Annotated in this window: 23 protein-coding genes, 1 tRNA gene and 1 pseudogene; 8 read left to right on the top strand and 17 right to left on the bottom strand. The window is 62.3% G+C overall.

What is annotated here, in order from left to right:
• Positions 1 to 37: 37 nt before the first annotated feature.
• Positions 38 to 601 carry a DUF6101 family protein gene (locus FF124_RS00205; protein ID WP_138746472.1) on the top strand — a complete coding sequence of 188 codons (564 nt, stop codon included), beginning with the start codon at positions 38 to 40 and terminating at the stop codon, positions 599 to 601.
• A gap of 8 nt (positions 602 to 609) precedes the next feature.
• Here FF124_RS00205 and ubiA read toward each other — a convergent pair whose 3' ends face one another.
• Together ubiA and FF124_RS00195 are read right to left on the bottom strand one after the other, a co-directional pair.
• Complete coding sequence (ubiA, locus tag FF124_RS00200; RefSeq protein ID WP_138746471.1) at positions 610 to 1563, bottom strand: 4-hydroxybenzoate octaprenyltransferase; 954 nt, start codon at positions 1561 to 1563, stop codon at positions 610 to 612.
• Positions 1564 to 1645: 82 nt separating this feature from the next.
• On the bottom strand, positions 1646 to 2908 hold the full coding sequence (locus FF124_RS00195) for a cyclopropane fatty acid synthase (RefSeq protein WP_138746470.1): 1263 nt from the start codon (positions 2906 to 2908) through the stop codon (positions 1646 to 1648).
• A 226-nt stretch (positions 2909 to 3134) separates the two neighbouring features.
• Between FF124_RS00195 and FF124_RS00190 the strand changes: the two genes are divergently transcribed.
• Positions 3135 to 3998 (top strand): hypothetical protein, encoded by an 864-nt coding sequence (locus tag FF124_RS00190; RefSeq protein ID WP_138746469.1) that lies wholly within the window; start codon positions 3135 to 3137, stop codon positions 3996 to 3998.
• A gap of 3 nt (positions 3999 to 4001) precedes the next feature.
• Here FF124_RS00190 and FF124_RS00185 read toward each other — a convergent pair whose 3' ends face one another.
• The 5 genes from FF124_RS00185 to rplU all read right to left on the bottom strand — a co-directional run bounded on the left by FF124_RS00185 (position 4002) and on the right by rplU (position 8436).
• A complete protein-coding gene (locus FF124_RS00185; RefSeq protein ID WP_138746468.1) occupies positions 4002 to 6299 on the bottom strand; it encodes a Tex family protein in 2298 nt (765 codons plus the stop codon).
• A gap of 162 nt (positions 6300 to 6461) precedes the next feature.
• Entirely contained in the window at positions 6462 to 7028 is a 567-nt protein-coding gene (locus FF124_RS00180) for a GNAT family N-acetyltransferase (protein WP_187326752.1), read from the bottom strand.
• The gene (locus FF124_RS00175) at positions 7025 to 7663 is read right to left on the bottom strand and encodes a GNAT family N-acetyltransferase (RefSeq protein WP_138746466.1); all 639 of its coding nucleotides are present in this window, start codon (positions 7661 to 7663) and stop codon (positions 7025 to 7027) included. The genes FF124_RS00180 and FF124_RS00175 overlap by 4 nt, the downstream gene beginning before the upstream one ends.
• Before the next feature lie 145 nt (positions 7664 to 7808).
• A complete protein-coding gene (rpmA, locus tag FF124_RS00170) occupies positions 7809 to 8081 on the bottom strand; it encodes a 50S ribosomal protein L27 (RefSeq protein WP_138746465.1) in 273 nt (90 codons plus the stop codon).
• A 40-nt stretch (positions 8082 to 8121) separates the two neighbouring features.
• Positions 8122 to 8436: a 50S ribosomal protein L21 gene (rplU, locus tag FF124_RS00165; protein WP_138746464.1), complete on the bottom strand. Its 315-nt coding sequence runs from the start codon at positions 8434 to 8436 to the stop codon at positions 8122 to 8124.
• Between the two features lie 308 nt (positions 8437 to 8744).
• On the opposite strand from rplU, the gene FF124_RS00160 reads away from it, so the two are divergent.
• Positions 8745 to 8834: transfer RNA gene (locus FF124_RS00160), tRNA-Ser, on the top strand.
• Positions 8835 to 9056: 222 nt separating this feature from the next.
• Here the strand turns inward: FF124_RS00160 and FF124_RS00155 are convergent.
• The 10 genes and pseudogenes from FF124_RS00155 to FF124_RS00110 form a co-directional block, all read right to left on the bottom strand.
• Positions 9057 to 9401, bottom strand: a pseudogene (locus tag FF124_RS00155) (tyrosine-type recombinase/integrase); the annotation flags it as partial.
• A gap of 55 nt (positions 9402 to 9456) precedes the next feature.
• Complete coding sequence (locus tag FF124_RS00150) at positions 9457 to 11766, bottom strand: DUF3604 domain-containing protein (protein WP_138746463.1); 2310 nt, start codon at positions 11764 to 11766, stop codon at positions 9457 to 9459.
• A gap of 18 nt (positions 11767 to 11784) precedes the next feature.
• The gene (locus FF124_RS00145; protein ID WP_138746462.1) at positions 11785 to 13056 is read right to left on the bottom strand and encodes a TRAP transporter large permease; all 1272 of its coding nucleotides are present in this window, start codon (positions 13054 to 13056) and stop codon (positions 11785 to 11787) included.
• Between the two features lie 37 nt (positions 13057 to 13093).
• Positions 13094 to 13594, bottom strand: coding sequence for a TRAP transporter small permease (locus tag FF124_RS00140; RefSeq protein ID WP_138746461.1), 501 nt, complete (start codon positions 13592 to 13594; stop codon positions 13094 to 13096).
• Between the two features lie 28 nt (positions 13595 to 13622).
• Positions 13623 to 14666: a TRAP transporter substrate-binding protein gene (locus tag FF124_RS00135; protein WP_138746460.1), complete on the bottom strand. Its 1044-nt coding sequence runs from the start codon at positions 14664 to 14666 to the stop codon at positions 13623 to 13625.
• A 72-nt stretch (positions 14667 to 14738) separates the two neighbouring features.
• Complete coding sequence (locus FF124_RS00130) at positions 14739 to 15512, bottom strand: GntR family transcriptional regulator (protein ID WP_138746459.1); 774 nt, start codon at positions 15510 to 15512, stop codon at positions 14739 to 14741.
• Positions 15513 to 15752: 240 nt separating this feature from the next.
• Entirely contained in the window at positions 15753 to 16775 is a 1023-nt protein-coding gene (locus FF124_RS00125; RefSeq protein WP_187326751.1) for an AbrB family transcriptional regulator, read from the bottom strand.
• A 32-nt stretch (positions 16776 to 16807) separates the two neighbouring features.
• A complete protein-coding gene (locus tag FF124_RS00120; protein WP_138746457.1) occupies positions 16808 to 18199 on the bottom strand; it encodes an amidase in 1392 nt (463 codons plus the stop codon).
• The gene (locus FF124_RS00115) at positions 18186 to 18380 is read right to left on the bottom strand and encodes a hypothetical protein (protein ID WP_138746456.1); all 195 of its coding nucleotides are present in this window, start codon (positions 18378 to 18380) and stop codon (positions 18186 to 18188) included. The genes FF124_RS00120 and FF124_RS00115 overlap by 14 nt, the downstream gene beginning before the upstream one ends.
• 5 nt (positions 18381 to 18385) lie before the next feature.
• Positions 18386 to 19282, bottom strand: coding sequence for a polysaccharide deacetylase family protein (locus tag FF124_RS00110; RefSeq protein ID WP_138746455.1), 897 nt, complete (start codon positions 19280 to 19282; stop codon positions 18386 to 18388).
• A 227-nt stretch (positions 19283 to 19509) separates the two neighbouring features.
• Between FF124_RS00110 and FF124_RS00105 the strand changes: the two genes are divergently transcribed.
• The 5 genes from FF124_RS00105 (at position 19510) to FF124_RS00085 (ending at position 24249) form a co-directional block, all read left to right on the top strand.
• Complete coding sequence (locus FF124_RS00105) at positions 19510 to 20454, top strand: LysR family transcriptional regulator (protein ID WP_138746454.1); 945 nt, start codon at positions 19510 to 19512, stop codon at positions 20452 to 20454.
• A gap of 263 nt (positions 20455 to 20717) precedes the next feature.
• Positions 20718 to 21710 carry an ABC transporter substrate-binding protein gene (locus FF124_RS00100; protein WP_138746453.1) on the top strand — a complete coding sequence of 331 codons (993 nt, stop codon included), beginning with the start codon at positions 20718 to 20720 and terminating at the stop codon, positions 21708 to 21710.
• A gap of 92 nt (positions 21711 to 21802) precedes the next feature.
• The gene (locus tag FF124_RS00095) at positions 21803 to 22681 is read left to right on the top strand and encodes an ABC transporter permease (RefSeq protein ID WP_246072129.1); all 879 of its coding nucleotides are present in this window, start codon (positions 21803 to 21805) and stop codon (positions 22679 to 22681) included.
• An 11-nt stretch (positions 22682 to 22692) separates the two neighbouring features.
• Positions 22693 to 23484, top strand: coding sequence for an ABC transporter ATP-binding protein (locus FF124_RS00090; RefSeq protein WP_138746452.1), 792 nt, complete (start codon positions 22693 to 22695; stop codon positions 23482 to 23484).
• Positions 23485 to 24249: a short-chain dehydrogenase/reductase gene (locus tag FF124_RS00085; protein WP_138746451.1), complete on the top strand. Its 765-nt coding sequence runs from the start codon at positions 23485 to 23487 to the stop codon at positions 24247 to 24249.
• Positions 24250 to 24261 lie beyond the last annotated feature (12 nt).

Below are 24261 nucleotides of genomic sequence, written 5' to 3'. Positions count from 1 at the left end.
AAGCCGGCTACCGGCGACAGAGCCAAAGGGTGATCAGATGACGAATTCGCAGGTCAAGAGGGGGAATGAGGAACCGGTTCTGAGGATAGATCCGGCGCACTTCCCGCAGAAATTCTCCTATGTCGCCAAGGGGGCCGAAACCCGCATCGGCGTCAAGCTCGATCAACGGGGCGCGGTGGTCCGCCGCAACCTGCCCTCAAGCAACCTTCCCTTTTCCATCGCGCTTCCGGGCCGGGCCTTCAAGGGCGTTGCCGCCCGCGCCGTTGCCCATGCCGATGGTGGCATCACGGTAACGCTGGAACTGCATCACGCCGATCCGGAACTCTGCATTCCGCTGCTTGTCGCCCATGATCTGAGCGAAATTGTGGCCGACTGGCAGGACTGGGCGCTGCTCTACGATATTCCGATGATGATGGTCGAGGCCGACGGCATTGCCCGTCCGGTGGATTTCAAGCCGCACCAGGCCGTTGCCGCCAATGATGATGCGGCAGGTCCCGCTCGCCGCGCTGCCGCCCGCAGCATCAAGCGCCTGGCCATGCGGCTCAGCGATTGCCCGATCGGCGTGAAGATGACGGTCAAGGGCCGCGCGGTCGCTGCCTGAGCAGCGGCTCAGCCGATGAAGATTGCGGCCACAAGGCCGAGAAAGACGACCAGCCCGACGCGGCTGTTGAACTTGAACAGTTTGAGGCATTGCGCGCCGTCATCGATATCGAGCACGGCGATCTGGTAGAACAGCATGACACCCGCCGCCAGAAGGCCGGCGAACGCGGCCCAGCCGAGACCGGCGACAAGACAGGCGGCGACAAGCAGGGCCAGCATGGCGGCGTAGAAGAGGACGAGCCAGGGCTTCGTCTTCTCCCCAAAGAGAAGCGCGGTGGACCGCACCCCGATGAGCGCGTCATCCTCCTTGTCCTGATGGGCATAGATCGTGTCGTAGCCGATGGTCCAGACGATCGCGGCGAGATAGACCAGCATGGCCGGCAGTGACAGCGAGCCGAACACGGCCGCCCAGCCGACAAGCCCGCCCCAGGAAAAGGCCAACCCCAGGAAAAGCTGCGGCCAGTCGGTGAACCGCTTGGCAAACGGGTAGATCGCCACGAAGGCGAGCGATGCGAAGCCGAGCAGAATCGTAAAGACGTTAAACGACAACAGCACGGCAAGCCCGGTCAACGCCTGTGCCAAGATGAAGATCTTTGCCTGACGCCGGGTGACGCGGCCGGAAGGCAGAGGGCGGGAGCGCGTGCGCGCCACCTGATTGTCGATGTCGTGGTCGACGAGATCGTTATAGGTGCAGCCGGCCCCGCGCATGGCAACGGCGCCGATGAAGAACAGCAGGAGATGGGCGATGAACTGGCCCGGCCGAAAGGCATTGGCCTCGGCCGTCACGGCTGCCGCCATCGCCGCAGACCAGAAACAGGGCCACATCAGCAATTGCCAGCCGATCGGCCGGTCCCAGCGGGCGAGTTGGGCATAGGGCCAGAGCCAGCGGGGCAGGAGGCTGTAGACGAAATTGTCCGACGGGGCGTCGAAAACGCGGCCGTTATCTTCAGTGGTCGTGCCCATAAATCCTCGGTGCATCAAAGCGTCTGATCTGCCGACCGGTCAGCCGTCGACTTCAAGCCTTGATACCCGAAAAAGGCAGGCTTCAGTCGAACTCGACCGGCTCAAGAGGCGCCCGGGTCGCTTCCGCGGCCTTCAGCTTCTCCTCGGCCTCGAACATATAGCGTCGGTTGTTCGGCGTGGCAAACTGGCTCTTGGAGAGCTGCATCTGGAACACGAACATCTTGTCCCATTCGAAGGCCATTTCCGAACCGGCGAGATAGAATTCCCACATGCGGAAGAACTGCTCGTCATAAAGCCTGATCGCCTCTTCCTTACGGGCGACGAAGCGTTCGCGCCAGGCGCGCAGCGTATAGGCATAGTGCATCTGCAGGATTTCGACGTCGCGCACCAGAAGGCCGGATTTTTCCACCGCCGGCAGGACCTCGGCAAGCGAGGGGATATAGCCGCCGGGAAAGATGTACTTCTCGATGAAGGGGTTGGTGTGGCCGTGGCCGGCGATATCGCGGCCGATCGAATGAAGCACCATGACGCCGTCATCGTCCAGAAGCTCGAAACACTTGTCGAAGAAGTTCCTGTAGCGGCCGATGCCCACATGTTCGAACATGCCGACGGAGACGATCCGGTCGAAGGGCTTGGCCTTCATCGTCCGATAGTCCTGGAGCTGAAAGCGCACCCTGTCGGAAAGCCCGCGCTTTGCCGCGCGGTCCTCGGAAATGTCGTGCTGCTCATGGGAAAGCGTGATGCCGGTGCAGTCGACGCCGGCCATTTCGGCGAGATACATGCTGAGCCCGCCCCAGCCGGAACCGATTTCCAACACCCGCTGACCTTCGCTGAGACGCAGTTTCGCCGCGATATGGCGCTTCTTGGCGAGCTGCGCCTCATCGAGCGAAATGTCCGGCGGATCGAAATAGGCGCAGGAATACTGCCAGTCCTCGTCCAGAAACAGGCTGAAGAGCGGCGGCGTCAGGTCGTAATGATGCGAGACATTCTTGCGGTTCCTGTTGATCGGCAGTCGGGTGCCAACCTGCGCCAGGCCGATGCGCCAGAAAACTCTTGCCGCCATCAAGGGGCTGAAGACGATATCGAGCGTGTTGCGCCGGACAAGCGAGAGAAAATCGTAGATATCGCCTTCTTCCATCAAGAAGCGGCCCTGCATATACATCTCGCCGAGGGTGAGCGCCGGGTCCTTGGCGACGAGGTCCTGTGCCTGCCGATCGGTAAAGCGAATGGCCACCGGGTCGCCCGTGCCGTCCCCGAATGTGGTAACCTCGCCCGTCTCCGTCTTGACCTTGAGTGTTCCGGTTTTAATGATCTTCTCGATCAGGTCGAACAGCGGTGAAGCCATCTCAATCCCCTGAATGCCTGCTAATGTCACATATTATTTAGCGTACAATATTCGTTTTAATACAAGAAACAAGGCGGTTCGGCCATCTCCCGTGCCTTGGCTTTCGGGTATGAATTCAAAGGCCTGCAGAAGGTGCAATTTTTGATTGCGACATGCAATCCCGTCTGAAAGGGTGGAAACGAAACATGGGGACAGTATCTGATTCGGGCGCTGGGGGGCGTGAACGATGACATTTGGCGGACGCCTGAAGGCGGTCATGGGCGGATCGCTGGGTCTGCTCTTCTCAAACATCGTGGTCGCGCTGAGAATCGCCTGGCCCTGGGTGCTGCTGGCCTTTCTCGTCAGCCTGTTCGCGCCGGCGGAGCCGGTGCGCTACGAGATGAGCCAACTCAGCTCCGGTCAGATACTGTTGGCTGTTCTGGGTTCACTCGCCATCGGCGTGGTCTATATCATCGCCTTTTGCTCCGTCGCTGTCGCCTGGCATCGGCATGGGCTCCTCGGCGAGATGCCGAAGCCGTTTCCGATCCGTTTTGCGCGGCGCGAACTGCGCTTCCTCGGCAAGAGCATTCTTGTTGGGCTTATGATGGCGCTGATCATGGTGCCGCTATTTGCCGTCGTGCTGCTGCTGGGAGCACTTTCGAGCAATGGAGACTGGTTCTCCCTACTTCTACTCGCGTTCTTTGGCATTGCCGGCTATTTTGCCGTCGTCGCGCTGGCAATGCGCTATTCGCTGGTGCTGCCGGCGACGGCGGTTGACCGCGATTTCGGGGTTATGGACGCCTTTCGGCATGGCGAAGGCTTCGGTCTTGCCATGGCAATCACGAACGTCGTCATCGCTCTTCTGGTTGCGCTGTTGTCGCTTGCACTGCAGTTCGGGCTTGCAGCGCTGGCCGCGCTTTATCTGACTGTGGCACCGGCAGCGCTGGCACCGACGGTGGGTGCCTTTGTCACGGTCGTTGCCGTGTTCTTCAGCACGGTGACGACCTTCTTCACCATCTTCTCCGGTCTTGCCGTAGTGACTACCGGCTACCGGATTGCCGGTGAAAGCCGGGGTTACGACATCTTCGGCAATCGGCTCGACTCAGACTGAGCGCTACTTCCGGCGCATGGCATCGGCCAGCGCCGCGCCGAAGGCGCCCTGGCTTGCCCGGTCATCTCGTTTGCTGTCGCGCTTGTTGTCACGCTGCGGCTTGCGGTCGCCGCCGCGCGGACCTCTGGCGGCAGGCGCGCCGTCATCCTTCTTCATCGACAGGCCGATGCGCTTGCGTTTCACATCGACATCGACGACACGCACCTTCACCACGTCGCCGGCCTTGACCACCTCGTGCGGGTCCTTGACGAAACGGTCGGCAAGCTGGGAGACGTGGACAAGCCCGTCCTGATGCACGCCGATATCGACGAAGGCGCCGAAGGCGGCGACGTTCGTCACGGTGCCTTCCAGCATCATGCCCGGCTTCAGGTCCGAGATCTCGTCAATGCCATCGGCAAAGCTTGCGGTCCTGAATTCCGGGCGCGGGTCGCGGCCGGGCTTTTCCAGCTCCGCCAGAATGTCGCGCACCGTCGGCAGGCCGAAGCGTTCGTCGACGAAGGCGCGCGGATCGACAGATTTCAGCGCCGCGCTGTCGCCCATCAGGGATCTGAGATCGCGACCGCAGGCGGCGACGATCTTCTTGGCAACGTCATAGGCTTCCGGGTGCACGGCGGAGGCATCGAGCGGCTCCTTGCCGTCACGGATGCGCAGGAAGCCGGCGCATTGCTCGAAGGCGCGCGGACCGAGGCGGGCGACCTTCAGCAGTTCCTTGCGGCTCTGGAATGCGCCATTGGCGTCGCGATGGACCACGATCGCCTCGGCAATCGCGGGGCCGAGGCCGGAGACGCGCGCCAGAAGCGGGGCGGAGGCCGTGTTGAGATCAACGCCGACGCCGTTCACCGCGTCTTCGACCACGGCATCGAGCGAGCGCGACAGCTTGATCTGGTCGACATCGTGCTGGTACTGGCCGACGCCGATCGACTTCGGCTCGATCTTCACCAGTTCGGCGAGCGGGTCCTGCAGGCGCCGCGCAATCGACACCGCGCCGCGCAGCGAGACATCGAGGCCGGGGAATTCCTTCGCCGCCGTCTCGCAAGCCGAATAGACCGAGGCGCCGGCTTCCGAGACGATCACCTTGACCGGTTTCGGCTCGGGGATTTCCTTCAGAAGATCGGCTACGAGCTTTTCCGTCTCGCGGCTTGCCGTGCCGTTGCCGATGGCGATCAGCGACACCTTGTGACGGGCAATCAGCGCCTTCAGCACGGCCATTGATCCCTGAACGTCATTGCGCGGCTGGAAAGGGTAGATCGTGGCCGTGTCCAGAAGCTTGCCGGTGCCGTCGACGGCAGCAACCTTGACGCCGGTGCGGATGCCCGGATCAAGGCCGAGCGTGACGCGGGAGCCGGCGGGGGCTGCCAGCAGCAGGTCCTTGAGGTTGCGGGCGAACACATGGATCGCCTCGTCTTCCGCCCGCTCGCGCATCTCGCGCATCAGATCGAGCGAGAGCGAGGTGGACAGCTTCACCCGCCAACACCAGCCGGCAACCTGCATCAGGAATTCATCCGCCTTGCCTTTGCTGCCGATATCGAAGAAGCGGGCGATCATCTGCTGGGCGGGCTTGACGGGCGAGGGATTGTCGCGGTCGGCCTCGATCGCCACCGTCAGCACCTCCTCGTTCCAGCCGCGCAGCATGGCAAGCACGCGGTGGCCCGGCGCGGTGGCGAATTTTTCGGAATGTTCGAAATAGTCGGAAAATTTCGCGCCGGCCTCTTCCTTGCCATCCACCACCTTGGCGTAGAGCACGGCATTGTCGCGCATATATTGGCGCAGACGGCCGACGAGTTCGGCGTTTTCGGCAAACTGTTCGGAGAGAATGTCGCGTGCGCCGTCAAGGGCGGCGCGGATATCGCCGACATTCTCGTTGAGATAGGCGGCCGCGAGGCTTTCCGGATCGGCCGCACGGTCTTCGAAGATCGCGTCTGCCAGCGGCTGCAACCCGTTCTCGCGGGCGATCATCGCCCTTGTGCGGCGTTTGGGCTTAAAGGGGAGGTAAAGGTCCTCCAGCTCGGATTTGGTGGTGACGGCGGCGATCTTGCCCGCCAGTTCCTCCGTCATCTTGCCCTGGCTTGCGATCGATTCCGTGATCGTCGTCCGCCGCGCCTCGAGCTCGCGCAGATAGGTCACCCGCTCCGACAATTGCCTCAGCTGCGTATCGTCCAGCCCGCCGGTTGCCTCCTTGCGGTAGCGCGCCACGAAGGGCACGGTCGCGCCGCCGTCCAGCAGTTCGAGCGCCGCGTTCACCTGGTCGGGCCGGGCCTTGATTTCATCGGCGACGATGCGGGCAATTTTGGTGTCACTCATGGGGCAGGTCTGTCCGGTTCATTGTCTCTGGTCGCGGAAGGTAGCGATGCGGGCGCCAATGACAACCAAAATTCATGTCGGAACCATGGCCATCCCCATGGATGTGCGCCGGGTTTCACAAAGAAAAGGCCGGGCCGCTTTTGCTGGCCCGGCCCTTGATCATCAGCCGAAGTGATAGGGGCGGAAATAGTCCGGCGTCAGCGCCGTCGTCACCTCCTGGACCATTGCGCCGCGGCTTGCGGCATAGATGTCCCTGAGGCCCGTGACCTGGAAGCCGAGACGTTGCTGCACCTTCAGCGAAGCGCCGTTTTCGGCAAAGGCGCCGGAATTGAGCGTGACCGCGCCCTTTTCGGCGAAGAAACGGGCGAGAAGGGCGGAGGCCGCCTCGCTCATGAAGCCGCGACCCCAGTAGTAGCGGCTGAGCCAGTAGCCGAGGTGATAGCCGCCCTGCCTGAGTTCGATGGTGACGACGCCGATCAGCACCCGGTCTTCCGGTTGGGTGATGGCGAAGGACCATTCCCGGTCTTTGCTGTCCTGCAGCGCATCCAGCCAGTCTTCCGCATCATCGGCGGTGAACGGGTAGGGCGGCCGCGCGAGCATGCCGGTGACTGCAAAATCGGAGAGTGCGGCGGCAATGGCCTCCGCATCCCCCTGTCTCAGCGCCCTGAGGCTTAGCCTTTCGGTGTCGATGGTCGCGCTCTTCTGCCGCTCTTTGAGGTCAAGGCTCATCTCTGGCCTCCCCAGCTCTTCAGCGACATCCAGTTGCGCCGCTCCAGCCGGTACCATTCGACCGCGACCGAGCCGCCGATGGCGAGCGACTGGACCATGCCGGGCCCCTGGAACTGGAAGCCGCACTTGTGCAGCACGCGCCGCGAGCGCGGGTTGACGACCCGGCAGCGCGCATCGATATGGTCGACCTCGTTCCTCGTGCGGAAGACCATGTCGATCAGAACCTGGGCGGCTTCCGTGGTGTAGCCCTTGCCCCAATAGGGTTCGCCCAGCCAGTAGCCGATCTCGACCACGCTGTCGTCATCGGGTATGTTCTCGATACCGCAGCAACCGATGAACTCGCCGTTTTCCGCTTTCGTGATGGCATAAACGCAATTGCCGATCGCGCCCTCTTTGGTTCGCTCCACGAACTTGGCGGCATCTGCTGTCGTATAGGGATGCGGCATGCGCGACACCATGGTCGCGATCTTGTCGTTGTTGGCGAGATGGGCAATGGCGTCAATGTCATCTTCGTGCGGGGCGCGCAGGACGAGCCGTTGCGACAGAAGAACGGGGCAATCCCGCCTTTGCAAATCCGGCCTCAGCCGTTCCCGGGATAGCCGCGACTGGCTTTCCCTGTTTAGATCCCTTTGCATTTTCTCAGTCCTTTCCTGGGTTTGAAACGAAAGAAGGGAAGATGGTGGCGTCCCATCTTCCCTTCTTTTTCAAATTCCAGGTCCGGTAACCTGATATTTAAAAGCCGGGTCGATGTGACGCCGGCTTTTAATTGAGCGGTCCGGCTTATTCCGCTGCTTCTGCCTGTTTCGGCGCCACGGACACGTACATGCGGCCATTGGCGCGCGCACGGAACGTCACATTGCCTTCAATCTTGGCAAAAATCGTGTGGTCCTTGCCCATGCCGACATTGTCGCCGGGGTGCCACTTGGTGCCGCGCTGACGAATGATGATGTTGCCCGGAACGACGTTCTCGCCGCCGAACTTCTTCACGCCAAGGCGCTTGGACTCAGAATCGCGACCGTTGCGCGACGAACCGCCAGCTTTTTTATGTGCCATTGGAGTTCTCCTTTAAACCTTCGAAACTTCTGCTTTCAGATCAGCCGGCGACGATGTCGGTGATCTTCACGACCGTGACGTGCTGGCGATGACCGCGCGAACGCTTGGAGTTCTGCCGACGACGCTTCTTGAACGCGATAACCTTGCGGTTACGGGTCTGCTCGACAACTTCCGCCTTGACGACGGCGCCCTTGACGAAGGGCGCGCCGATCTTGGCGTCAGCGCCTTCGCCGACAACGAGAACGTCAGAGAACTCGACCGTGGAGCCTGCTTCGGCATCGAGCTTTTCGATGCGCAGCGTGTCCTCGGCGTTGACGCGGTACTGCTTACCGCCGGTCTTGATGACTGCGAACATTTTTTATCCTTTCATGTTCTAAGTCCGGCTCTGCCCCCTAAAGGCGGAAGCGGCCGTCTTTTTGTCAGCCTGGTTAAAGCAGGGAGTTGCAAAGAAAAAATCTTGTCAAACCCGGTCTGCCGGTGAAGTCTCCCTTGCGGGAGAGTTAGGCGCATGTCGGAAGACATACGCGTCCAGCAGGGTGCTTACGATGACGGAGCCGCAAAGTCAATAAATCGCGGCAAAAAAGCTTGATCAACGCTCTTGCAAGACCGGCCTTTGCCAGCTAAGAGACACCCCGCGCCAAGCGCGCAGACCACGTGGTTCCTGGAGAGGTGGCAGAGTGGTCGAATGCACCGCACTCGAAATGCGGCATACGGGCAACCGTATCGGGGGTTCGAATCCCCCCCTCTCCGCCATCTCCGCTGCGCTTTGTCACTCGCCAACCCAAAGCGCGTTGGCTCCGAGTTCGAACTTCGTCCTTCACTCGCCGCTACGTTTTCTGTAGTCAATTGATTTTCCATATTATTTACCTCTTTCCTGTCCAACTTCGGCGGATGGTTGGACAATTTTCGTTCTTTTTTCTTCCCGATGATCGCTTTCGTACCCTTATGCGAAAGGGACGCTTGATTGGCAGCGGCGGTGTAGATGGAAACCTGCTTCAGCTCGGTATGGCCCGTGACGGCTTTGATTGTGTCAGCGCTCATCCCGTTTGCAGCCATGCGGCGGGCGGCAGCTTTGCGTAGCCCGTGAGCCGAGCATTCTTGAAGGCCCGCCGCTCTGCATTGCTCACGAAACCAGTTTCCGAAACCGGCAGGCGTGAAGGGCTTCCCCTGCCCGGTAATCAGGAAGGTTGGCTGTTCTCGCGGTATATCGGCTATCGCCTCATTGAGTTCCGGCTGGATAAATAACCTTAGCTCTGTCCCTGTTTTGGTTTGGATAAGGTGAAGGTACCGCCCTTGAATGTCACCCCAGCCAAACCTCACGACATCACTGCACGCGCTCCCTCAAGACGGGGCGTTGGACCATACGGAACCGGCTTCACTCCCGGAAGAGATAGACCGGGCTGGTCCAGGCCGTGGTGCCGTCTTCCAATTCCACGCGGATATACCAGGCATTGTCGCCGCTTTTCCGGACGGCGAGGTCGCGCGTAAAGGCGATGTCGGTCGCAATGCCGGCATCGGGCAGGCGCGTCACCGAGAGGATGCGCGGCAATTCTCCGGATTTGTCAAAGGACACGCCTTCAAATCCGATTTCCGCAACGGACAGTTCGGCCTCGACCAGCGGCGTCCTGACCGAGAGTGTTCCTTCGCTGCCGTTTTCCAGCACCAGATCGACGCCGCCGAAATTGCCGGTTGTCTGGGCCTTCCATTCAACGTCCCGTGGCCCCGCCAATGCAACGGTCTTGTCGTGGTTGAAGAAGTTGAGCGGCGAGGCCGAGACGATGCTGTTCTCAAAGACGCTGGCCTTTCCGTCCCAGGTGACCTGGCGGAAGCGGCCGCGATATTCCGCGCCCTCCCACCTGATCCGGATGCGATTGCCGAGGTCTTCGCGCTTGTAGTTACGGATCGTCTCGACATGTTCGAGGCCGTTGAAGAGACCGACCTTCAGGACCGGCGCGCGCGCCAAGACGCTGACGGAAAGCCGGGCCTTTCCTTCCGGCAGGTGAACGATATCGCCCATCATCGCGCTCGTCGTCGCAATCCCCTCCGCCGGCCCGAGCTTCGGATCGTCATGATAGAGCGTGCCCGGTCGGTCGAAGGCAACGGCGAGATCGATGGCCATGCGGCCGCTGTGGCCGCCGCTGGTGCCGTAGTGATGGCGCTTGCGCATGGCGTCCAGCAAAGCCGCGCGACTCAGTTCCGTCGTCAGGAAACAGGTGAGCCCGCCGATCGCGCCGAATTTTCCAGCGCCCGGATAGCTTGCGCCCGGCCGGCCCTTGTGGCCGTCGGAATTGGCGACGACGCCGACCCGGTAGCCGAGCCTCAAGGCATCAGCCAGCAACCATTCGAACGTGCCCCAGGACGAGTGGACCTCGACTGATTTTTCAAACCGGCCGTCATGGGCGACCGCGATATCGGCATAGCGTCCGCCGCAATGGGCATAGCAGACGACATCGAATTCGCGGTTTTCCGCAAACGCCTCGAAAAGGTCGTTGGCGGTGGTGCAATCGGTATCCGCGCCGCCCTCGATCAGGGCCTTGGACGAACGGCGGATAATGCGGTTTTCATCCGGGAAGAAGACATTGCGGTCGCCGCCAAGAGCGGTGTTGCCGGACCATTCATAGCCGGGCATCGCCACGAACCGGCCGGGGGCGTCAAAGCGGGCGGTGATGGCATTCAGCTCTTCCCAGAAGGCGTCGGTGATCTGGAAATCATTGCCCTGATGGCCGCAGGCATCGACAAAGGCCCGGTCGCGGGCGAAGGCGAAATAGTCCTCCGCCGAGCCGGTGCCAATGGTCTCTCCGGACTGGCCGTGCATGTCGCCCCAGAAATGCATCAGCGGCCGGTCCTCGATGATCAGCGGATTGGATCGGGCCGCGACATTGCCCCTTTCGTCCTTGAGCGTGATCGCCACCCTGCCGGGTTCGGGAGAGACGAGGTCGTCGATCTCGAAGGCATAGGGGCCCTCGCTCAGCGTCAGGGTTTGCGGCAGGCCCTCGATCCTGCCCTCGGCTTCCACGGTGAAGATCGCGTTGCAGCGGTTGGAGGGATTGTCCCACTTGTCCTCGCCTCTCACCTTCAGCGCGAAACGCTCGCCGGGGCGCTTGAGCGTCGGCAGAACGGCGACGAAGCGTTCCGGCCTGCCGGGCACGATCGCAATCGACGGCTGGACGGGAAGCGTCTGAAAATTGAAGGTGGCGATCGGGTCGACCAGGACGCGGAACTCGAAATTCTCCTCGCAGAAGGTCTGGAGCCGCATGCCGGGGCCGCCATGATCGGTGACGCCGAAGCGGATGGTGATGCGGTCGCCCTCCTGGAGATAGCCCTTCGCCACCTTGATCCAGATCGTCCGGTCCCACGGGCGGACATTGCCCTTGGGATCGAAACGGACCTGCAGCACGGCGCCGTTGGAGGCTTCCACCGTGCAGTAATTGGCGCCCTTCGGATCGTCGAACTGCGGGCTGCTCTGGTCCGAGGCAAAGCGGAAACAGACCCTCAGACTGCCCGAATCGTCAATGCCGAACGTGCCCGCCGTATAGGTGAGCGTGAATGACGCATAGGAGCCCGCCTCGAATGCGCCGGAGGGGTCGATGACGGCATGTCCGAGATGCTCGGCCCCGATCGGCGCGCGGATGACGCCGCTGTTGATTGCGGTCCAGGGTTTCTCGGTCTTGGCGGAATGGTTCATGGTCGGTGGATCCGGATATCAGGAAAAGGCGCGGACGAGGACGGTCGAGAGCGGCGGAAAGAAGGTGATGATGAGGAGGTCGATGAGCAGCACCAGGATATAGGGCCAGATGGCCGCGACGATGCGCTCCATCGAGACCTTGGTGATGGCGGAAGCGATGAACAGGTCGACGCCGAGCGGCGGCGTGACCGTGCCGATCGACAGGTTCACCGACACGATGATGCCGAAGAGCACCGGATCGATGCTGAAGCTCATGGCCGCCGGATAAAGGATCGATGTGAAGATGACGATCGCGGCGGCCGCGTTCATCAGGCAGCCGACAAAGAGCAGGAAGACATTGACCAGAAGCAGATAGACGATCTGCGAGCCCGCGATTTCGGAGAGCCAGAGCGAGATGCTCTGCGGGATCTGGTTGATGGTGATCGTCCAGGCGAAGATGCCAGCGGCATTCATGATGAACATCACGACGGCGGAAGACAGCACCGCGCGGCGGAAGGCGGTGTAGAGCGCGGCAAGCGTCAGTTCGCGGTAGATCAGACCGACGACGAGGCCATAGAGTACGGCAACGATCGCCGCTTCGGTCGGCGTGAAAACGCCGCCGTAAATGCCCGACAGGATGATCACCGGCATCATCAGCGGCAGGAAGGCGGAGCGGAATTGCCGCGCGATCTCGCCAACGCCTCCATAGGGCTGCAACGCGATGTTCTCCTTGACCGCCAGGAAGCGGTTGAGAATGAGCAGGCTGATACAGATCACGATACCCGGCATCAGCCCCGCCAGGAACAGGTCGGAAATGGAGACGCCGGTAACCACGCCGTAGAGAATGAGCAGGATGCTCGGCGGAATGATCATGCCGGTGACGCCGGCTGCCGCGATCGTTGCCGCGGTGAAGGACGGGCGATAGCCCTTTTCCGCCATCGGCTGGTTCAGCACGCCGCCGATGGCGGCGACCGTTGCCGCGTTCGAGCCGGAAAGCGCCGCAAAGAAGCTGGAGCCGAGAATGGCAACCGCGCCGAGCCCGCCGGTCAGGTGGCCGACCAGCGCGTTGGCGAAGGCGACAAGGCGGCGCGACATGCCGCCGATGGACATGATCTCGCCGGCGAGAATGAAGAAGGGAATGGCGAGGAGCGGGAAGGAATTATTGGTCGACAGCATCCGCTGCACCACCATTTCCAGGCTGATATCGCTCATGAGAAGAGCGACGACGCTCGAGAGCCCGAGCGCCACGGCGATCGGCGCGCGCAGCAGCATCAGGACGAGCAGGCAGATGAAGATCGCTGCGGTAACCATCAGCGGCTATCCTTGCAAACGGAAAAACGAAAAGGCATCAGGCGCTCTGGGCGGTCAGCTCGTCGGCGGGCGCATGCATCTGGCGGACGAAAAGTTCGACCGCATAGACCGCCAGGAAAGCCATGCCGACGGGGATCGCGGCATAGACCCAGGCCATGGATATCTCGAGCGCCGGGGAAATCTGCGGCCTCACCCTGAGCATCAGATGCAGGCCGTACCAGAAGACCAGCACGAAGAAGACGAGGCTGCAGCCCGCTGAAAACAACAGGCTGGTCCTCTTCAGGCCCACGGGAAACCGCTCAATGACCACGCCGATGGCGGCATGCATGTTGCGCCTGAAGGCAACCGCCGAGCCAAGTGCGATCATCCAGACGAACAGATAGCGGATCAGTTCGTCCGGAAAGGCGAGCGAGCTTTCGATGATGAAGCGGAAGACCACCGTCGCGATGCCAAGCACGAACATCGCGATGAAGGCAGTCACGCAGAGCACCGTCAGGAGACGTTCCGACAGGTCCAGCGACTTCACAAGATTGGGCATAACCGCCTCCTGACCGCGATGCGCCGGTTCACTGGGTGGAAACGACTGCGTCGATGCGCTGCTCGCCGATCTTCGGCCCGTATTCGGCCCAGACCGGCTCCATGGCCTCCTGGAAGGCCGATGCCTGCTCGGGCGTCAGCACGGTCACCGTCATGCCGTCGGCCGCCATTTCGTCGAGATATTGCTGCTCGACCTTCTGCAGTTCGGCGCGCTCCCATGTCTGCGTTTCAAGAGCGGTTTCGGCAAACAGCGTCTGAAGATCTTCCGGCAGGTCTTCCCACATCTTGTCATCGGCCAGGAACATGATGCCGGCCCATTGGTGGTTGGAGAGCGTGATATAGTCCTGGACCTTGTCGAAGCCGAAGGCCTTGACGTTGCCGACCGGGTTGTCCTGTCCCTCGACCGTGCCCTGCTGCAGACCGGTGAAGACCTCCGAAAGCGGCATTGGCGTCGGGTTTGCGCCGAGCGCCTTGAAGGTGGCGACGTTCAGCGGATTGTTGACGACGCGGAATTTCACGCCCTGCATGTCTTCCGGCGCCTCGATCTTCTTGTCGGATGTGGTGATCGTGCGGAAGCCGCTTTCATACATGCCGAGCGTGCGGATGCCTGTTTCCGCCAGAAGGCCCGCATAGAGTTCTTCCCCGACCGGGCCGTCGGAGACGGCATAGGCATGATCGCTGTCGCGGAACAGGAAGGGCAGGTAGAAGATGTCGAGCGGCGGATAGAAGCTCGCGACATTGGTGGTCGGCACCAGCGCGAAATCCACGACGCCGATCTGCATGCTTTCCACCAGTTCTCGCGCATCGCCGATCGTCGAGTTGGGGAAGACCTCGATATCGACATTGCCGCCGGTCTTCTCCGAGATGATATCGGAAAACATCTGGGCGCCCTGGGCAAGCGGATGGCTCTCATTGTAGGGATGACCGAATTTGAGCGTCATCTCGGGGTAGTCCTGCGCGAGCGCGGAGGTGGAAAGGGCGGCGATGGTGAGGCTGGCGCCGATGGCCGCTGCCTTTGCCCTAAGGGTCAGTCCGGTCGCAAGATGCGACAAGTCCATGCTGAATGCGTTCATTGCTGTTCTCCTGGTTATATGGGTCGTTGATGCGGATCTTTGCCCGCTTGTGTCGCCGCGTCTTTATGACGGTCAGGCGGAATTCTTGTTGCTGTTGGCGTTCTTGGGCGAGAACGAACCGATCTCGATGACGCGGTCGCTCGGCGGCACGAAAATGCGCTGCCAGGTGATCGGCGCGTCGCGATAGCTCATGCCGCAAATGGTCCAAACAAGCCCGTACTGGCCGGCCGGCACGGCAAGCCTGCGGGCGACGCGCGGCGGCAGGGGCTGGCACGACATGGTCTGGCGGGTGTTGAGCGTCGGCGCGTTGAACCGCTCGGCCAGAAGGTCGCGGAAGGAGACGCCGTTCAGCGTCTTCTCGCTCATGCGCGCAATATCGGCGAAGCGCCCGGCCGGTAGATAGATCTCGCTGTAGACCTCGAATTCGTCGTTGACCGACACAATCCGGCTGATGTGCAGGAAATTGGGATCGTCCTCATCGAGGAAATGGCTCCAGGGGCCCGTCTCCGAGGTCTCCTCGACGCTGATGATCTTGAAATAGACCGGCAGCAGCTTGTCGCTGCCTTCGGCGTGGAAGCGGAAATGCTGAAGCTGTTCCTCAAGCGCGCGGGCGCCGGAAACGAAGGTGCCGCGGCCGTGATGGCGTTCGACAACGCCCATCTGCACCAGCGAGCGCAGCGCCCGCTGCACCGTGCCGAGACTGGCATTCATCTCGCTGGCAAGCTGATCCTCGGAGGGCAGTTGATCGCCGGGAAGCCAGCGGCCGTTTTCCACATCGGTCAGAATCTGTTCCGAGATCCGGCGATGGAGCGCCATGTTGGAGCGGGATGGCATACCAGAGGGCATGAGGATGTCCTTCGCAGGTTTTTCTGCATAAATTAACGCATATGTTTAAAAAATTGGCAAGTCCTATATAGGACATTGTTGAAATGAGCGGGCTGGCTGATGAGACGCGCGCTTCTGCATGAAAAATCAAAGGCATGCTCGAGGCCGCTTCAGGCGCGGAATCGCATGGCGGCCAACCGCGGCTCTGCTCTTGGAAAAGACGATTTTGAGACGCGCGCCCTCGGTCCGTTGCGCGTCTGCCTATCCGTCCCGCTCTTTCGGCAGGAAAATCCGCCGCAGGAGGACGGCAAGCGACAGCACCATCACCACCCGGACCAGATGGAAGGCGACGACAAGCACGGTATCCGCGCCGATCTGGCCGGAGACCAGCGACATCTCGGCAATCCCGCCCGGCGCCAGCGCCAGGACGAGCGAGATCGTGTCGATGTCGAAGGCGCGGCCGATGATGAAGGCGAGAGCCGTGGAGAAGGCCACGAGCGTGGCGGTTCCGGCGAGGTTGGCCGGCAGAAAGCGGTATCCGTCGCGGAAGACGGCACGGGTGCAGCGCGCGCCGAGCGAGATGCCGATGAAGATCTGCGCCAGTTCCAGTCCTTCCAACGGCACGGCCGTATGCCACTCGAACAGCGCCGCCCCCGCGCCGGCGATGATGCCGGAAAGCAGCCAGGCATTGGGGACGCGCTTTCCGCTCAAGAGCCGCGCCAGAACGATAGCCGCGATGCACAGGACGATCAGCGGCAGCCACAGGACCTCCGCATGGGGGGCGGGTACTTCCGGCTGCACCGCGCCGTCGCGCCCGAAGGCGAAGACGATTTGCGGAATGGTGAGCGTGACGAACAGGATGCGCAGGAACTGGCCGATCGAGACCAGTCCGGGCACGCCGCCGTAGCGCTCGGAAAGCACGGCCATTTCGGCGATACCGCCGGGCAGGCTCATGAAAAAGGCAGTGTCCGGGTCAAGCCGGGTGAGGCGGTTGATGGCGAGCGATATCAGGCAGGCCGCCAGGATGAGGGCGAAGGCCGAGGCCAGCATCACCGGGAAGAGGCCGGCCAGGCGCTCGGCGACATCTGGCGTCAGGCGAAGGCCGGCGCCGATGCCGATCAGCCCCTGCGCCGCCTGCCGGCTGTTGGGCACCACGGCAACGGGCAGGTTGAAGAGCGAAAGGGCCGCCGTCGCGAACATCGCGCCGATCAGAAAGCCGAGCGGAATGCCGGCGGCATTTGCGACGCCGCCGCCGATTGCGGCGGCAATCGCGGTTGCGGCCATGCGCCCTGCATCGAAGAGCAACCGGTCCAGCGTCATAGGGCAGGCGGCGTCATCGGCAGACCGCGCGCGGCTTCGAACGCGCGGGCAACGGCAATCAGCTTCGGTTCTTCGAAAGCGCGGCCCGCGAACTGGACGCCGATCGGCAGGCCATCATCGGAAAGCCCCGCCATGACGCTTAAGGCCGGATGACCGGTGACGCTGAAGGGCGTGCGGGCCTGTCGCGTATAGGTGCGGGCCGTCTCCGCCGGATCATCGAGCCTTGCGGCGGCCTCCATTGAGCTCGCCGATACCAGTATGTCGTAGCGGGAGAAAGCATCATTGACTGCCTCGACGAGGCGTTTGCGCTGCTTCTGCGCCCGCACATAATCTTCCGCCGTCAGGAACGCGCCTGCCAGAAGTGCCCGTCGCGTCAACCGTCCGTAATCCTCGTGCCGGGTGCGCAGGTGATCGGCGTGGACAGCAAAACCTTCCGCCGAGAGAAGGATGCGGTTGACCGCGAAGAAGGAGGAAAGCGGCGGCAGGCGCACGTCTTCGACCTCTGCGGCGAGCTCGGCAAGGGTTGCGGCGGCGCCGTCGATCAGCTGCGCCGTACCGTCGGGCGCGACAAGATCCTCGGTGTGAAACTGCCGGATATAGCCGATTTTCAGACCCGTGAGAGAGGCCTTGTCGCCTTCCGCGCAGGTCTTCCACGGCATGGCGATCGTGGATAGTTCTCTCGCATCGACGCCGGCAATGGCATCGATCAGCAGCGCGGCATCCGTGCTGGTGCGGGCCAGCGCGCCGATACAGTCGAGCGTCTGGGCGAGCGGAAACACGCCGCGCCGCGACACCGCGCCATAGGTGGGCTTGAAGCCGACAATCCCGCAGGCGCTTGCCGGGTGACGCACGGAACCGCCTGTATCCGTTCCCAAGGCCAGCGGAAACAGGCCGGCGGCAACGCCCGCGCCGGAGCCGGACGAGGAGCCGCCGGGGTGATGATCCGGGTTCCACGGATTGCGCGCCGGGGGAACCGGCAGGTCGAAGCTTGGTCGCCCGCAAGCGAACTCATGCGTATTGGTCTTGCCGAAAATGATCGCGCCGGCCCGTCGCAGAAGGGCAACGACATGGGAATCGTCCGCCGCAATCGCGTCCTGTCGCGTGTGCGAGGCGCAGGTGGTGGCAACGCCTTCCACGTCGATAATGTCCTTGATGGCGACGGGGATGCCGTGAAGCGGCCCGCGCAGTCTTCCGGCGGCAAGCTCGTCCGTCAGGACGGAAGCCTGCCTTGCAGCATCATCGGCATCGAAATGGATGAAGGCGTTGAGTTTCGGGTCCAGCGCGGCAATGCGGCTGGAAAGGGTCGTGACATATTCGGCAGGGGAAAGCTTGTGGCTGCGGTAAAGTGCGCCGATTTCAGACGCGGAGGCGAATTCAAGGGCGGTCATTTCGCCTCCCGGCGGTCATCGGCGGCCAGGGCTCGTCGGCAGGCGTGTCCTTCTCCGTCAGCGCTGCGCGAAAGGCGCGGGCGCTTGCCGCCGCACTCAGAATGTCGTCCTCGTCCATCTCCACGATCCGGCCAAGGCCGGCCGCCTCGGCGATCACGCGCGCTTTTTCATCCTCGTCCATGGGCTTCAGGCCATCTTTCGCTTTGCAGTTTCGTCGCAAAGGCCCTCGAACCAATGAGCGACTTCGCCCGGCTGAGCGAATGTCACCTGCGGATGCGCCATCAGCACTTCGGTCATCTCGACAAGCTCGGTGATGCGGTGAGGCACGCCCATGAGATGGGGGTGAAGCGCAACGGTCATGATCACGGTGCCGCTTTCCTCCTCGCGTTCATAGGCCGCCAGCGTGCGCCTGACGCGGTTCAGGAACTCGCCGGTCCGGTGTTTCTCGACGGCGTAGACCGTGCTGTCGTTCAGTTCCAGCGTATAGGGCACGGAAAGGAGCGGACCCTTTTTCGTCTCCATCCAGCAGGGGCGGTCATCCAGCACCCAGTCGAGCAGATATTCGATGCCGAGGCTTTTCAGGATATCCGGCGTCTTCTCGCTTTCGCCAAGACCCGGACCGAGCCAGCCGCGCGTCTTGACGCCGGTATAGGCCTTCAGCCGCTCAAGGCTTCTTTCTATGATCTCCGTTTCGTTCGGTTCCGTATGGACGGCCTGCTGATAAAGCCCGTGGCCGATGAACTCCCAGCCGAGCGCAACGGATTGCTCCGCGCATTCGGGATAGACGTCGATGACATTGGCGTTGAGGCTGGCGGATGCCGGCAGACCGGTCGCGCGGAAGAGATCGAAGAAGCGCTTCATGCCGACGCGCATGCCATATTCGGCCCAGGCGAAATTCGGGATATCGGGAACGGCGGCGCGGCCCTGCGGCGGCGTGGAGATGCCGCGCGGCATCGGGTGGTCGAAGCGCCAGTGCTCCATATTCACGACGAACTGCACAACGATGCGCCGGTTGTTGAAAGCGGGCAGGGCATCACGGTCATCGGCCAATCGATATGGAATGCGCGGATTGGAGGCGATCATGAGCTCTTCCCTTCTGGCAAAAGGCCTGCGGGCCAGCCGCTTCGCCATGGTGCGAAACGATGCCGCGCGAAGCGGGGCGTCTGGCGCAAAACTTGCATAGTGTTCCTTCAGCGACGGGCGCCGGATCATCCGACCGGTCCGTCGGCGACGAACTTATTATGGGCAAGCGGGATTGTGAGCCGATCTCACCGGTCTAACAGCTATGCCCGAAGGAGCAATCACGCATCATGGAAATGAAGCAGCTTGAATATTTCTGCGCCGTTGCGCGGGCGGGCAGTTTTTCCAGGGCGTCGTCGGAGCTGATGGTCGTGCAGCCGGCGCTCAGCCGGCAGGTCGGTCGGCTTGAAAGCGAGTTGTCGACCAAGCTGTTCTACCGCAACGGGCGCGGCGTGGCGTTGACGGATGCCGGCAAGCGTTTCCTCGCCGTGGCAGACAGCGTGCTCGGCGAATTGGAAAACATTCGCGCCGAACTGGCCGAGGATCGCGATGCGCCCTCCGGTACGGTCACGGTCGGCATGCCGCCGTCGGTCAGCGCCATGATCGCGACCTCGCTTCTGTTGAGCATTCGCCGGCAGTTTCCCGACATCAAGCTACACATCATCGACGGGCTCTCCGGCCATATCTGCGAGTGGATGACCGCCGGCAAGATCGATATCGGCATCGTCCACGAGTCGCGCCAGTCCTCCGGTCTCCTGCTAGAACCGCTGATGTCCGAGCCGCTCTATCTGGTCGGGCGACCGTCCGCGACGGATATCCTGGCGGACCCGCAAGGCGCTATCGGAACCGTTTCCTTCGATACTGTCGCCAATTTGCCGCTGATCCTGCAGGGCGACAGCCATGGTCTCAGGCGGCTGATCGACCGCACCGCGCGGGAGATGAACGTCGCGCTTGATATCGAGATCGAGATCGACGCGATCGCCGCCATCACCAAACTCGTCCAGGTCGAGCCGTTCTTCAGCATTTTGCCGATCGGCTGCGTCAACCGTCAGCTTTCCGACCGGGAGTTCTCGGCCTGGCGCATCACCAGCCCGGAACTCCTCAATGTCATGCTGATGGCGAGCGTTCCCAACAAGCCGTTCACCTCCGCCATGCGCGAGGTTCGCCGCGCCATCCAGCTGCAGATTGCCGCTGCCTCTGCAGTCGATGAACCGGCGGAAAGCGAAATCGTCTGAGGACAAGCTGTGGCATCGTCCCTTTCCTGTCGATCATGCCCGGACCATTGATCGTGCGTTGCGGCATAGCTGCTAGAGCACGTGCGTCATGGACGGCGTTGCCCGTGTCAATGTTTAGTCTTCACGGCGCTTTTGCTCATGCGCTTCCGCACAAATGTGCAGAGAGCGGCTGCCCGAAAGCCTGCTGTCGCGAGGCTACCGCTCTTTCTCGTGCTGCAGGGGTAACAGCGCCGGACAAAAACAAACAACTCCAGAGGTGATTGATGAGAAATCTGTCGAATGCATTCGCGATAGCCGCCGTTTCGGCAGGCCTGATCGCGACCCCTGCAATCACGGCGCATGCGGAAGAGCCAGCGCCGCTTGAGAGTGAAACCACGCTGACCGTCGGCTATCAAAAGGTCGGCCATCTGGCGCCGCTGCAGCTCGTCCAGGAGATGCTGGATCCGCTTAATGTCGAGATCGAAATGGTCGAATTCTCGCGCTATGCCGACACGCGCACGGCGCTTCTCGCCGGTTCGCTTGATATTGCAACCGTTGGCCCGGCGGATCTTCCGATCGCGCTCGCTCAGGGCTCGGATGCGGTCTACGGCATCATGGGCGTCGGCTCCTCTGCCAAGTATCCCGTCGTGCGCAACGGCGTTGAAATGGAAAGCTGGGACGACCTTGCCGGCAAGAAGGTCGGCATTGCGCCTGGCTCGGCCGTCTGGTTCCAGTTCGCCGCGACGCTGATCGAGAACGATATTCCCTATGACAGCTTCGAGGCCGTGAACATTCAGGGCGGCGGAGCCGCCTTCGACCAGGCGCTGCAGCGCGGCGATGTCGATGCGATCATCACCTGGGAGCCCTTCGAATCCATCCCGGTTCTGGAAGGCTACGGCCATTTCGCCACCAATCTCGACTATTCGACGTCTGAATCTGTTGGCGACGAGCTTGGCATGATGGTCGCCTCCAAGGATGCTCTGGAAGAAAAGCGCGATGCCGTGGTGCGGTTCGTCTGGGCCTATCTTGCGGCGCAGCAGGCGCTCGCCGATGATGCGGAGGCCTTTGCCGAGGCCTATGCGGCCCATACCGGCCTTGATCTCGAGCTTTCCAAACAGGCCTCCAAGGCAATCACGCTCGGTTCCGTCGTCACGCCCGAGCAGGCCGCCGCCCAGGCCAAGGCCTTCGCCGAACTCGGCGTCATTCAGGAAGATGTCTCCGGCGAAATTCCCGATCACTGGGACGAGACCATCGTCGAGGAAGCAAAGTCCTATTGAGTTTTTGACCCAGGCAACCGGCAGGCGCTCTGGCTGCGCCTGCCGAACGCCAATTGAAACGCGGCTGAAGCCTGCCGCTGGAAAAGAACAGAATGGAACAGACAAGCGCAGCGCCCGGCACGGCGGGCTCGATGACCGCAAGACGGGCGAGCGGGCTCTGGACAGCCGTTCGCGGTTTCAATCTCCGACGCACATTGGTCGCGCTGATCCTGCCGATTGCCGTTCTGGTTATCTGGCAGGCAAGCGGCACGAACGGCTCGCTTTTCGGCGGCGTCCTGCCGACGCCCGATCGCGTCTGGAAAGGCTGGCAGACCTGGGCGTTCGGCGCCTCCGGCATGGGGCTTAATCCCTATAGCGGCACCTGGTGGGACAGTCTGAGCTTTTCGACCATCCGCGTCGCCCAGGGTTTCGCGCTCGCCATCGTCGTCGCCATCCCGACCGGCATCTTCATCGGCTGGAGCCGGCTTGCCGCCGAAGCCGTCGATCCGACCATCCAGCTTCTGCGCCCGGTCCCGATCACCGCATGGCTGCCGTTTTCGATCGCCGTCTTCGGTATTTCCAGCTTCGGCGCCATCTTCCTGATCGCGCTCGGCGCATTCTATCCGATCGTCATCAACACCACCCAGGGCGCGCGCAATGTCGAGAAGAACCTGGTCCGGGCCGCCCGCATGCTGGGCGCCAACCGTCGCGACGTGCTGCTGAAAGTGGTCGTGCCGTCTGCCCTGCCATCGATCTTTACCGGCCTTCGCATCGGTCTCGGCATCGGCTGGACGGCGGTGATCGTCGCCGAGATGGTCGCCGTCAAATCCGGCCTCGGCTATGTGCTGTGGGATGCCTATTATGTCGGCCGCATGGATGTGGTGATCGCCGACATGGCGACGATCGGCCTGATGGGCCTTCTGAGCGACCGGATCATTCTCATCATCGAGCATCGCCTTCTTGCCTGGCAGGCTGCCGGCGGGACGCGGTGAAGGACAAGATCATGGCCAATATCGAAATCACCAACGTCGCCAAGACCTATCCCGGAAACCCGCCGGTGCGCGCGCTGGACAATGTCGACCTTTCCATCCGCGAGGGAGAATTCGTCGCGTTGCTCGGCCCCTCCGGCTGCGGCAAGTCGACGCTCTTGAACATTCTCGCAGGCTTCGAGGCGAATACGGAAGGCGAGGTTCGTTTCGACGGCGGGCCGATCACCAAGCCCGCGCCCGAGCGCGCCGTCGTCTTTCAGGAGGCGGCCCTTTTTCCCTGGCTCACCGTGTTCCACAACGTCAATTTCGGCCGCAGGCTGCAGGGCTCGACCCGCATGAACTACGAGCCCGAGGTCAATGCCATGCTGGACATGGTCGGGCTGACCGATTTCAGGCATGCCTATCCCTCGCAGCTTTCCGGCGGCATGCGCCAGCGCGTCGGCATTGCCCGTGCACTGGTGATGCAGCCGCGCGCATTGTTGATGGACGAACCCTTCGGCGCGCTTGATGCCCAGACGCGGCTGACCATGCAGGAACTTCTGCTGTCGATCTGGCAGAAGCACAAGACGACGGTGGTGTTCGTCACCCATGACATCGACGAGGCGGTGCTTCTGGCGGACCGCATCTGCGTCATGTCGGCGCGTCCGGCTCATATCGCCCGCGAGATTGACATCAAACTTGCCCGCCCGCGCAGCATTGACGACCTGACCTCGCCGGAATTCGTCGCCTACAAGGCGGAGATCATGCATGAAATGCGCCATGCCCATGCCAAGGCGGCGGCCGTCACTAAAGAGGCGGCCGTCTGAATGGATCTGAAACTCGAAGGCAAGACCGTCCTGATCACCGGCGGCTCGAAAGGCATCGGCTTCGCGGCGGCCAGGGCCTTTGCCGGGGAAGGCTGCTCGCTCATTCTGGCCGCGCGCTCCGGGGAAGCGCTGGAAAAGGCGCAAGCCGCGCTTTCAGGCTTTGATGTCCGCATCATCGCCGCCGATCTCTCGCTGGCAGACGAGCGCGAAAGGCTGGTGAAGGAGGCAGGCCCGGTCGATATCCTTGTCAACAATGCCGGCGCCATTCCTGGCGGCGATATCCTGAACCTTCCCTTTGCCGAGCTTGAGAAGGCCTGGCAGCTGAAGGTCTTCGGCTATATCCACCTGACCCAGCTCGTGGTCGAGGCGATGAAGGCGCGCCGGGACGGGACGGTGATCAACATCATCGGCGATCTCGGCCGCGCGCCGCGCTTCGATTATGTCGCCGGCAGCGCCGCGAATGCGGGGCTGATCGCCTTTACCGAGGCCGTCGGGTCGCGCTCGACCGACTGGAATGTCAGGGTCTTCGGCATCAATCCGGCCGGAACGGGGACCGAGCGGGTGGAAAAGGTGGCGCGCGGCCGGGCCAAAAGCCTGTATGGCGATGAGGAGCGCTGGCGCGATGTCTTGCAGAACCTTCCCTTCGACCGCCTCGCCGAGCCGGACGAAGTTGCCCGGCTGATCGTGTCGCTGGCCTCGCCGGTTCTCGGCTACATCTCCGGCAATGTCGTCGACTTCGACGGCGGGCTGAGAAACCGCCGCTGACGGGCCTCTTTC

Origin of the sequence: Martelella lutilitoris (assembly GCF_005924265.1) — a bacterium.
GTDB lineage: Bacteria > Pseudomonadota > Alphaproteobacteria > Rhizobiales > Rhizobiaceae > Martelella > Martelella lutilitoris.
This window is presented reverse-complemented; position numbering and strand designations above follow the sequence as displayed.